7 protein-coding genes and 1 tRNA gene are annotated in these 8,885 nt (G+C 28.2%); 4 read left to right on the top strand and 4 right to left on the bottom strand.

Annotation, left to right across the window (positions count from 1 at the left end; genetic code table 11):
* Positions 1-345: DNA polymerase III subunit beta (locus CBD51_005465; protein RPG58271.1), on the top strand; the 345-nt coding region annotated here is incomplete at its 5' end.
* Between the two features lie 11 nt (positions 346-356).
* On the opposite strand, the gene CBD51_005460 is transcribed toward CBD51_005465, so the two are convergent.
* A tRNA-Ser gene (locus tag CBD51_005460) sits at positions 357-441 on the bottom strand.
* A 59-nt stretch (positions 442-500) separates the two neighbouring features.
* On the opposite strand from CBD51_005460, the gene CBD51_005455 reads away from it, so the two are divergent.
* Positions 501-1,325, top strand: a complete 825-nt coding sequence (locus CBD51_005455; protein ID RPG58270.1) for a hypothetical protein — start codon at positions 501-503, stop codon at positions 1,323-1,325.
* Positions 1,313-2,395 carry a glycosyltransferase family 2 protein gene (locus CBD51_005450; GenBank protein RPG58269.1) on the top strand — a complete coding sequence of 361 codons (1,083 nt, stop codon included), beginning with the start codon at positions 1,313-1,315 and terminating at the stop codon, positions 2,393-2,395. Before CBD51_005455 ends, CBD51_005450 begins: the two co-directional genes overlap by 13 nt.
* Here the strand turns inward: CBD51_005450 and CBD51_005445 are convergent.
* The 3 genes from CBD51_005445 to CBD51_005435 all read right to left on the bottom strand — a co-directional run bounded on the left by CBD51_005445 (position 2,381) and on the right by CBD51_005435 (position 8,175).
* A complete protein-coding gene (locus tag CBD51_005445; protein ID RPG58268.1) occupies positions 2,381-3,298 on the bottom strand; it encodes a DUF58 domain-containing protein in 918 nt (305 codons plus the stop codon). The genes CBD51_005450 and CBD51_005445 overlap by 15 nt on opposite strands.
* A gap of 18 nt (positions 3,299-3,316) precedes the next feature.
* Complete coding sequence (gene trxA, locus CBD51_005440; GenBank protein ID RPG58267.1) at positions 3,317-3,634, bottom strand: thioredoxin; 318 nt, start codon at positions 3,632-3,634, stop codon at positions 3,317-3,319.
* A gap of 101 nt (positions 3,635-3,735) precedes the next feature.
* Positions 3,736-8,175 carry a DNA polymerase III subunit alpha gene (locus CBD51_005435; GenBank protein ID RPG58266.1) on the bottom strand — a complete coding sequence of 1,480 codons (4,440 nt, stop codon included), beginning with the start codon at positions 8,173-8,175 and terminating at the stop codon, positions 3,736-3,738.
* A 168-nt stretch (positions 8,176-8,343) separates the two neighbouring features.
* Here CBD51_005435 and CBD51_005430 point away from each other — a divergent pair.
* Positions 8,344-8,885: 30S ribosomal protein S16 (locus tag CBD51_005430; GenBank protein ID RPG58265.1), on the top strand; the 542-nt coding region annotated here is incomplete at its 3' end.

Here is an 8,885-nt window from a genome sequence, read left to right as displayed (position 1 = left end):
ATAATTGATCTTTTATTAAATTCTCTGAAACGAGTTTCTATATTTTCAAACCAAACAACTAGACAAATAAAATTTAAAATTCAAGGCAGTGAAATTAATATTTCTGGTGAAGATATGGACTTTTCTAATAAAGCAAATGAACAATTAAAATGTGAGTACGAAGGTCAAGATATTGAAATTGGATTTAATGGAAAATTTTTAATTGAAATACTAAATACACTTGAAACAAAAAAAATTAATATGTATTTCTCAAGTCCAAGTAAAGCTGCAATAATTAAGCCAGAAAAAACGAAAGAAAATGAGAATATACTAATGTTAGTAATGCCTGTAATGTTGAATAACTAAAGAAATAGGTGCGGAGAAGGAGGGATTCGAACCCCCGGTACCTTGCGGTACAACGGTTTTCAAGACCGCCGCATTCGACCACTCTGCCACTTCTCCTAATATGTTAGTGGTCTGGCAAAATTAAATATTTTTTTTAAAAAACTAAGAGAAAATTAATGAAACATATAATATATATAGTATTATTTCTAATCTCCTTGTTACCAATGTATGTGTTATTCATGTTTAGTAAGATAATAAATTTAAGTAATAAGTTTTTTTTTTATTATAGATATAATATTACTTTAAACAATATAGAAACATCATTTCCTAATCTAAAATCATCCCAGTGTAAAGAGATTTTTCAATCATTTTATAATCATTTTTTTAATATTATTCTTGAAACAATTAAATCACTATCAATAAATAAAGAAAGTATTCTTAAAAGAGTAAAAATCAATGATTTAACGAAATTAAAATCAAGTATAAAAAACAAAAAAAATATTGTAATACTATGTGCTCACTACGGCAATTGGGAATGGTTATTCTTACGTTTAAGTTTAATAAATAATATTAATATTAATGCGATATACCAAAAACTATCTAACAAATACTTTAATGAAATAATAATAAAAATTCGAACAAAGTTTGGTGGACAAATTATTTCTAGCGACAAATGGAAACAATTCCTCTTAAAACATAAAACTCGAAGTACATATCTATTTGTAGCTGATCAAGTTCCTCAAAATAATATAAATGGAAAACGATTTAATTTTTTAAATAAATCTACTCTATTCCATGTTAGTCCAGAAAAAACTGCTAAATTATTGGAAGCAGAAGTTTATTATGCAGAAATGCTAATTGAAAAAACAGGGTACTACAATGTTAATCTGATTAAATTGTCATCAGAAAATGTAACAAAAGAGTATACCAAATTATTAGAAAAAACAATTAAAAACAAGCCAGAATATTGGCTCTGGAGCCATAATAGATGGAAAAGATAAAGGAAAAAGTTGGAATTTTTATTTTAAACTACAATGGGCTAGTTTGGCTAAAAAGAACTATCCCAAATATTGTAAAACATAGTACTCAACATGACATTATATTAATAGATAATCAGTCAACTGATCAATCTGTAGATTATATAAAAGTTAACTTTCCTAAAATTCAAATAAAAATTAACAAAAAAAACTATGGATTCTCTAAAGGCTATAATCAAGTTCTTTTAGAAAAAAATAACTATGACTATTTTATTATAATGAATAATGATGTACATGTTACACATAATTGGATTTCACCATTACTTTTTACAATCAAACAAAAAGGTGCTAAAATTGTTCAACCAAAAGTTAAAAACATAAAACTTGAGTATACTAAACAAAATGGTACTGAAAATTATATTAAAACAAATTTTTTTGATTATGCTGGTGGTAGCGGTGGTTACTTAGATATAATGGGTATTCCCTTTTGTAGAGGAAGAATTATAAATAAATTAGAAAAAGACATGGGTCAATATGACGATACTAAAAAAATATTTTGGGCATCGGGCTGCTGTTTCATGATTTGCAAAAAAACCTTTCTAGAACTTAATGGGTTTGATGAAGATTTTTTTATGCATCATGAAGAAATTGATTTATGTTGGAGAGCACAAAAAAACAATCAACCAATATTCTGTTGCCCAGACAGTACAATATTCCATTTTGGCGGGGGAACAATAAAGTATAACAGTCCTCTGAAACATTACTTTAATCATAGAAATAGTCTACTTTTATTAATAAAAAACATGCATTTTAAATGGCTATTTCCAATATTGTTAACCAGAATAATATTTGATTATTTAATAATATTTTTCTTCCTAATTAAAGGCAGTATATTTTTGATTAAAAAATTTGATTTTTCAATAATAAAAATACCTCTATTTATAATAATCGCTCACTTCAGTTTTTTAATGTTACTACCGAAATTTATATATAAAAGAATGCCTATAAAAACTGGTTTTTTATATCCAAAAAGTATTATAATTGAATTCTTTTTAAACAAGAAAACTAAGTTTTCTCAATTAAAAAAGTTTTGATCTTTTATTTAAATATGCTAACAATATCTTATTGAATCCAGCTTCAATAGGAGATTGAACATAGTCAATTTGATACTGATGGCATTTCATTTCTAATTGTGCTTGAAATTCATTAAATAATTTTAAATATTCTGATTTATAATTAACCGGATTTAAATTAATTCGATCGTCACTTTCTAGATCGTAGAATGTAGAGGGACGATTAGAAAAGTTAAACATTTTTTCAGTCTCATTATGATAGACGTGAAATAAGATTACCTCATTTTTTTTATATCTTAAATACTGCATTGCATCAAATAAATTCTTAGTATAAGACTGAGAAAAATTTTGCATGTCGCTAAAAATAATCACTAAAGATCTTCGATGTATCTTTTCAACAAAATCAGTAATTATACTTGGAAAATCAGTTGTTCTTTTATCTTTTAAAGATGAAATCTGTAGTATATTATCTAACTCGCCTAATAATCTATAATAATGAGATTTTGTACTTTTAGCATCAGTAAAAAAATTAAGCTTATTTGTAAAATAAGTTAAGCCAAATCCATCACGCTGTTTACGAAACAAATACATTAAAGAAGCTGCAGAATAAACTGAGAAATCTAATTTAGATGGTATGTCTCCATGTTTATATAACATCGAAGATGATGTATCTAATAATAAATGACATCTTAAATTAGTTTCCTCCTCAAATTTTTTAACAAAGAACTTATTTGAACGAGCATATAACTTCCAGTCAATATTTCTCATTGAATCTCCAGGATTGTAAAGTCTATGCTCAGCAAATTCNACTGAAAATCCNTGGTAAGGGCTTTTGTGNAANCCTGTTAAAAAGCCTTCTACTACTTGNCGTGCAAAAAATTCTAAATTATCAGTAATANTTATTTTTTCTTTTCCTATATACATTATGGTGTAGGAAAATNTTTAAATAAGAGATTTTAATTTATCTTCTAATTGTGATTTTGAAGCAGAACCAACGTGTTTATCTACAATTTCTCCGTCCTTAAAGAATAATAAAGTAGGTATTGACGTGATTCCATATTTTGCGGAAATATCAGATTCAGAATCAACATTTACCTTACCAATAACCGCCTGGTCCTTAAAATCAGCATGTAATTCATCAATTAGAGGAGATATCATCCGGCAAGGACCACACCATTCAGCCCAAAAATCGACAAGCACTGGTAAGTTAGCTTCTAAAACTTCTTTAGTAAAATTTTCTGTAGTAAATTCTTTAGCCATAATTATTTTTTTTGATAAGCAAATCTAATTTTTTTTTTGTTGAATACAAATAACAAATTTAAATTAATACTACAAAATTGTAAATATATTAGTAACATTAATTATTTCAAGGCAAAGTTAATTGCAAAAACACTCATATCACTAACTAGAGATGAACAAATCTGAACTCTATATTTTTTAGATAAAAGATTTAAATTAACATCCTTTTCAAGAATATTAAATTTTAAATTTTGTTTTCCTGGATACTTAGAAATAATTTCAACTATAGAATCTATAAATTCTGGACTTATAATATCTATAGGGATATTAAATACTATTTCATTAATTAGTTTATCCGACACACTAGATAATAATAACACATTATCAATATTAACTCTTAATCCACCATTACCCCACTTTTGTTTAACAATAGATGCGGAAAAAAAAAGTAATGATTGATTAATAAAATAATTTCTAAACTTAATATATGTGTCACCAAACAAACGAAACTCCCTAGTCCCACTATAATCTTCTAAAATGAGAATACCATAGGGCTGATCATTTTTAGATATTCTTTCAGTATGAGACTGAACATATCCAGAAAAGGAAAAATTTCTTACTGGAGATGTAAATAAGTCAATATCTTTTAATTGATTTGTGCAAAAATATTTTACTTCCAGACTATAATCGTCTAATGGATGACCAGATGCATAAAGACCTAATACCATTTTTTCTTTATTTAACATTTCAAGTCTATTCCATTCTTCGGTATTGCTTAAAATAGGCTCATCAGTAATATTGCTCATTTCTGATTGATTAAAAATACTTAGCTGATTATTTTGTTCTGAGTTTCTTGTTAACTGAGATCTAAACTGAATAGCTGATTCAATAAATGTTACATCATTTATTTTTTTGAAAAAATTTGCTCTATTAACAAAAGAGACACTATCAAATGCACCTCCTAAAGCTAAAGCTTCAAGAACACGTTTATTAACTACCTTGCCATCGACTCTTTTTAAAAAGTCAATAAAATTAACATATGGGCCATAATCTTTTCTTTGGTTAATAATTGATTCAGCTGCAACTGTTCCAACTCCTTTAATAGCTCCTAATCCAAATCTAATATCATTACTCTCATTGACAGAATAATTAATCCAACTTTCATTTACATCAGGTCCTAATACACGTATTGACATTCGCTTACATTCATCCATATATTTTGATAGCTTACTTAAATCACTCATATGGTGAGTTAATAAAGAAGCCATAAATTCTTCAGGAAAATGAGCTTTTAAATAAGCTGTTTGAAAAGAAATAAAAGAATAACAGGTTGAATGAGATTTATTAAAAGCATATGATGCAAAAGATTCCCAATCTCTCCAAATTTTTTCAATAATTTTCAAATCATGATGACGTTTAGAACAACCATCAAAAAAATCTTCTTTTAAACCATCTAAAATATTTTTTTTCTTTTTACCCATTGCTTTTCTTAAGACATCTGCCTTACCCTCCGTAAAACCAGCTAATTCTTGAGATAATTTCATTACTTGCTCTTGATAAACAGTAATTCCATATGTATTACCTAAATATTTCTCCATGACCGGTAGATCATATAGGATTTGTTCACGACCATGTTTTCTCTCAATAAAATTAGGAATATACTCCATTGGCCCTGGTCGATACAAAGCATTCATTGCAATCAAATCCTCAAACTTATCGGGTTTTAAAGCTCTTAGGTGTTTTTGCATACCGGCCGATTCGAATTGAAAAGTCCCAAGTGTTTCCCCTTTCTGATATAATGCAAAAGTTTTTTCGTCATTTAAATCTACATTGTCAATATCAACATGTAAACCATGTCTTTTATGAATTAAATAAACAGCATCCTTTATTTGAGAAAGTGTATTAAGTCCTAGAAAGTCCATCTTTAACATTCCAGCTTGTTCTACAACGCTGTTATCAAATTGAGTAATTAATAAATCAGAATCAGTATTTGTACATACTGGAATATAATTTGTTATGTCATCAGGAGTAATAATAATACCACAAGCGTGTGTACCTAGATTTCTAATGCTGCCTTCAATTGAACATGCCAAAGAAATTAATTCGGATTCATCCTTATCATTATTAACGGATTTTACTAGCTCATTTACTTGACTCATTTCATCTCTACTTAATTTAGCAGATAATTCTTTTTCATTTAATGAAAATATTTCATTTAATGTAATCCCTGGTATTTTCTTAGCTAAAGTATCAACCTTAGATAATGGCACATTAAGAACTCGCCCCATATCTCGAACAGAGGACTTAGCTGCCATCCTACCATAAGTAATAATTTGAGCTACCTGATTAGATCCATATTTCTCAACTACCCAGGCAATTAACTTTGATCGACCTACATCATCAAAATCAATATCTATATCAGGCATGGAAATTCGTTCGGGATTTAAAAACCTCTCAAATAATAAATCATATTTAATTGGATCAACAGTAGTAATATTTAAACAATAAGCAACAACAGATCCTCCTACTGACCCCCTACCGGGACCAACAGAAACTCCCATTTCTCTCGCATGATTAATAATATCTTGTACAATCAAAAAATATCCAGGATATCCAGTTTTTTCAATTGTTTTTAGCTCAAAATCGATACGTTGCTTAATATCCTGGGACAAATCTTTATATCTTTTTTCTGCTCCTTTTTTACATAGAAAACTTAAATAATCAATTTGAGAATTGAAATTCTCTGGTAAATCATATCTTGGCAATAATACATCTCGAGATAAGTCGTATAAATCAAATTGACTTACAAAATATGTTAAATCACTAAAAACATTAGGGGTATTAGAAAAATCTTGAATTGTTTCTTCAACATTTTTAAAATAAAAATTATCATTAGAGAGACCAAATCGATAACCATGCCCCACTCCTTTAGGTGTAGCCATTTGCTCACCATTTTTAACACATAATAATGCATCATGGGCTTTTGCATCCTTTTGATTTAAATAAAATACTCTATTTGCAGGTAAACATTTTACATTATATTCCTTGGACCAGGTTATAAGTAATTTATTTAAATCGTCTTCATCATCTATATTATTGTGACTTAATTCAATATAAAAATTTTCTTTAAATTCATTTAGCCACCATAAAAAACACTCCTTTGCCTTAGAAACACCCACATTTAAAAACAAGCTAGCAATTTCGCCATAAATTCCGCTTGAAGTGGCAATTAAATCATCTTTATATTGTTTTATTAAATCCTTATCTACTCTAGGAAAACCTGCATATAAACCATCGACATAACCAAGAGAAGAAATTTTACATAAATTTTTATAACCATTTAAATTTTTTGCATATAAGACCTGTGAATATCGTTTATCTTTTCTATCTCTACTAAATCCTCCTTGTCTAACACTTCTATCTTGAACCAGATAAAAATCACAACCTATAATTGGTAAAATTTGATTTTTTTTACACAATGAAGCAAACTCGAAGGCACCAAATAAATTACCTTTATCTGTAATAGCTACAGCTTTCATCCCCTCTTTGGAAACATGATTGACTAATTGATTTATCGAAATAGTTGACTGCAAAACAGAATAAGAACTGTAACATCTAATTTGTATAACACTTGATTTATCTATATTATAATTATGATTGTTGTCAGATTGTAGACTAATATCTTCAAACTTAATTTCTCCAGCATTTTTAGGTTCTACACCAATATTTAATAATTTAATTTGTGAAGGGTTTTTTGAAATAAAATCCAACACATCATTATTTGTTAAATCACTATTTTTCTCAGTAAAAAATTTTTGTCTTAATAATTCAAAAAAGCATCTTGCTGTTGCATCTACATCGGCAGAGGCATTATGTGCATTTATAATTTTCTCACTGAAGATTATTTCATATAATTCTTCTAGTTTGGGTGATTTAAAACCTTTTCGAACCTTGATTGTTCCTTTATTATTAATTTCATAGCTTACAATATCTCCAGTAGATAAATTTGGCATGGATTCAGACTTTCTGTATAATAATCCTGACCGATTATTTTCTAATACAACCTTGAATTTATAAAAGTCCTTAAAAGAACCTGCTGGACTTACACTTTGAATAACACCCTCCTCACCTATTCTAATTTTACAGAATTCAACAGTGGTTTTCATCGTATCAATAATAAATATTTCAGGAAAAACAAAACTATTGTCATTCCTAAAATACTCAGAACCAATTACATTAATATCAAAAGAAACATTATGGCCAATGATAAAATTAGCTTTTGAAAGTGCAGTTGAAAATTTTTCTAAAACATAATTAATTTGCCTACCCTCCTCTTGTGCAATTTCATTGGTTATTCTATGAATCTTAATAGAAGCCTGTGGAATTTCAAATCCTTGAGGTTTAATAATATCATTGCCTGAATCAATTAAAACACCAAACTTGTCATGTAATTGCCAAGCTAATTGTACACAACGTGCAGTTTCCCAGTTTTGAACATCTGAATAATGTGCATTAAAATCAGTAGGCAATCCAATAGTTTCAGTGTCAAATATTAGATACATGTATTATTATATTTGTTTTTCTAAATGTAATGAAAAATCAATTCAGTTTATAAATAACTAAATTAATAATAAAGAAAATTTAAACTAAATTATAATAAGTTAAATAATTATTAGATATTTGCACACTTAATTAACTGGGTTTAGGACCCTTATAAAAAAATTAATCTTATGGCAACTAAAATTAGACTTCAAAGACACGGAAAAAAAGGAAAACCATTTTATCATATCGTAATTACTGACTCAAGAGCAAAAAGAGATGGTAGATTTATTGAAAAAATTGGAACATACAATCCTAATGTGAGACCAGCAACAATTGATTTAAACTTCGAAAGCGCTCTTAGCTGGCTTCAAAAAGGAGCTATTCCAACTGACACAGCTAGAGCGATATTGTCATATAAGGGTGTGCTTCTTAAGAAACACTTATTAGAAGGTGTTAAAAAAGGTGCTCTAACAGAAGAAATTGCGTTACGAAAATTTGAAGAATGGGTAAAAGAAAAAGATGAAAGAATTGCAAAAAAATTACAAAATATTCAAGACCAGAATGCAAAAAATCAAAAAGAAAAACTAGACCAAGAAGAAGAAACTAGAAAGAAAAAAGAAGAAGCTATTTTAGCAAAGCAAAAACCAGTTGCTGAAGAACCAGCTGCTGAAGAACCAGCTGCTGAAGAACCAGCTGCTGAAGAACCAGCTGCTGAAGAACCAGCTGCTGA

Source organism: Flavobacteriales bacterium TMED191 (genome assembly GCA_002171975.2).
Taxonomy (GTDB): Bacteria; Bacteroidota; Bacteroidia; order Flavobacteriales; family TMED113.
The sequence above is the reverse complement of the archived record's forward strand: the minus strand, read 5'-3'. Positions and strand labels throughout refer to the sequence as shown.